Below are 3,093 nucleotides of genomic sequence, written 5' to 3' on the forward strand. Positions count from 1 at the left end.
GAAAATTGCCTCCAAACCCCGATGGCATTGGCAAAATCAGGATCGTTTCTTGTGAATCCCTCGATGGTCAGCCAACCTTTGTACTTGATCGCGGCCAAAGCAGCAAAAGTCTCGTCCCAAGGTACATGCCCTGAACCTGGCGTGCCACGGTCGTTTTCGCTGATATGGAAGTGGGCAAGGTAAGGAGCGATGCGGTGGATGGCTTCTCCCAGTTTTTTCTCTTCCATATTCGCATGATGGGTGTCAAACATCGCTTTGACATTGGGATGGTTGACGATTTTGAGCAAATGGGACAGTTGCTCCATGGTATTGCAGAGGTAACATTCGAAGCGGTTGAGGGCTTCTGGAGTCAGCAGAATTCCTGCCTGTGCGGCGTAATCGCCTGCCTGATGGAGGATTTCGGCACTGCGGGCATACTCGATTTCCTGCGGGGCAGCTTTGGTAAAAGTGGCAAAAGCCGAATGGAATGGCCCACAGAGTACCTGCGAACCCAAGTCATGCGATCGGTCTATGGTCCATTTGATTTTTTCAAGCCCGGCCTGACGGACAGCTGGATCGGGGCTGACAAGGTTTTCTTCCGGACTGAGCACAAACACAGTGGTCACTTCCAAACCGATATTTTTGCAATGCTCACCGATGCTTTTGTAAGCGGGGATATCGTCGGAACCGACAAAAAATTCAGCACCATCATAACCGATTTTTTTTAATCTATCCAAAATAGGTTTGAGGTCATCAGACATCGCTGCCGACCAAGCCAAAACATTAAATCCGATTTTATTCATGGGTTAATAGGGTTTTGCTAAAAATATGAAAATCCAATTACAATCGCATGAAAAAAATAACTATAAAGCCTATATTTAATTTCAATTCCCAAAACAACCTAAATACAAATGTTTCGGTTTTTGATTATTTCAACAAGTCTTTTTTTGTTCGCTTTTGTTTCAAAAGCCCAAGAATCTGACAGCCTAAGGAGGGAACAAAAGCCATTCAATCAGGGGCTTATTCTTTCTTTGCCACAAGCTATACAGGGTCAGATTCCTGGACTATTGGTATCAAGGCCCGGATCCAATCCCAATGGTAACTTTGACATGGTTTACCGCGGTTACCATACTTTTCTCGGCAGGATGCAGCCTATGTTGATGATCGATGGCATGCCGGGATTATCATGGCATATGCTTGATCCATTTTTGATCGATTCTATTGGGGTCAGGAGAGGGAGTCAATTGGCAGAAATGGGTTTGCAGGCCGCAGCAGGCGTATTTGATGCTACCATTTCCGGTAATAGGAAAAAAGGGCTTTCGGTAACTTTTCTTCAAAATGTCAGCATGGAAAACTACCAAAGACCCTATGACAACCTCAATGCGCAGGAATTCAGGAATCAGGCACCTCCTGGAACAACTTTTGGCAACAGTGAAACGGATTGGCTGGAAGCCTTGACACAAACAGCTTGGTCCACCAACACCGGTCTGAAACTCGGTTACCGCTCTGGCAATTTGGATTCTAAAGTAATCCTCAGTCACCGGAATGTGGAGGGTATCCAAAAGAAAACAGGCTTCAAGCAGTTAAGTATATATGGTGCCCTTGGTTATTCGTTTTGGAAAAGTAAAATCAAAGCAGGGCTTTCAACTTTGATTGTGGATAGAGATTCCGAAATAGGCAATTCTGATTTTTTTCAGGCAGCGGTGGGCATGAACCCAACTTTTTCATTGGATCAGCAAGTCAATACTTACACTAATTTTAGAGGGAATCCTTGGCTGAGAATGAATGCGGATGAAAATACCCTGGGTTCCAAAATGAATATGTTCCAAGCAAATATTACTGCCAATCCTTTTCCGCAATGGACAATAAGTGGAAGAATCGGCAAAGTCGGAACGATAAAAGACCAGTTCTATTTTGACGGAATCATTGGTTTAAGTAATGACGCAGGGACTTTTCAGAGAAGTAAAATAAGAGAAGATGACCGCACTTTTTTGGAATTATCATCCGATTATTTGATCCAAACCAATGACTTTACTTTCAATCCGGGTATCCGTTTTACCTCCCAAAAGATAACCTATGACCAAACAGGCACCAATCTTTTTAGACTATTTGAACCTGAAAATACGATCATAGAGCAAACATTGAATCCCCAATACGGAGAATATACTTTGAATGCGTTGGGTTTTTTTATGCATTCCAATTGGAAGAATAGATTATATTTTGACTTTCTGTACCAACCTGAATCATCCTCTAATCTGGGAGAAAATGCCGGCTGGGGGCAGTTCTTTGGATTAGATCTGAAATACAGCCTCAGTCAAAAATTCCTGGTTTTCACCTCCTATTCCCATACCGGTTTGATTCCGGACCGGACGGGACTTAGCAAAACTATATTGCAGATTGAGCCTAATGTGAATTTCACCCACTTTGCCAACCCAGATTTGAAGTGGGAAGACACCCATCAATGGGAAATAGGAGGTAGTGGTTCTTTCCTTGACAATAAATTATTTGCTGAACTGAGGTTCTTTACGAGCCGTTCTTCGGATTTCATCAACCTCATGCGGGCATTTGATTGGGATTACACTGACTGGAATTCCTATTATCCGTTTACTTACCAGAATTTTGGAGAGATAAGGAACAGGGGTACTGAGTGGGTTATCGGGTTAAATGCAGTAAAAATCGGTAATGTATTTTACCAAAGCAGGATCAATGCCACCTTCCTAAAATCCGAATGGGAAGACTTGGATGCTGAATTCACCAGTCTCGAAGGAATTGACATAGGAGTGACAAGAGCAATTGGAGTGGGGGGGCTACTTTCCCAATACAATATCCTCAAAACCGGCGAGCAGATCGGGACTGGCCGGGCGCTGGAGTTTTTGGGTATTGACCGCAATACAGGAAAATGGATTCTTCAACAGAACAACAATCAACAGGATTGGAGAGCAGATTATGTGCCGCAAGGTCAGACTGTTCCCAGATGGTGGATGGGTTGGCACAATCAACTTCAATGGAAAAAATGGCATTTGGACGCCTTTTTTAGGGGAGTTTTTGGACATGTAAATGCCAATGAAACCAACCTGATGTACGGCGGGGTGACGTTTTCCAACCAAAATGTAC

Annotated in this window: 2 protein-coding genes; one reads left to right on the plus strand and one right to left on the minus strand. The window is 43.6% G+C overall.

The window, feature by feature from the left end:
* On the minus strand, positions 1 to 782 hold a 782-nt coding region (locus ACZFYI_RS18095), incomplete at its 3' end, for a sugar phosphate isomerase/epimerase family protein (protein WP_462525527.1).
* A 108-nt stretch (positions 783 to 890) separates the two neighbouring features.
* Between ACZFYI_RS18095 and ACZFYI_RS18100 the strand changes: the two genes are divergently transcribed.
* Positions 891 to 3,093, plus strand: a 2,203-nt coding sequence (locus ACZFYI_RS18100; RefSeq protein WP_462525528.1) for a TonB-dependent receptor plug domain-containing protein, incomplete at its 3' end; no start/stop codon positions are given.

Source organism: Aquiflexum sp. (assembly GCF_977115555.1).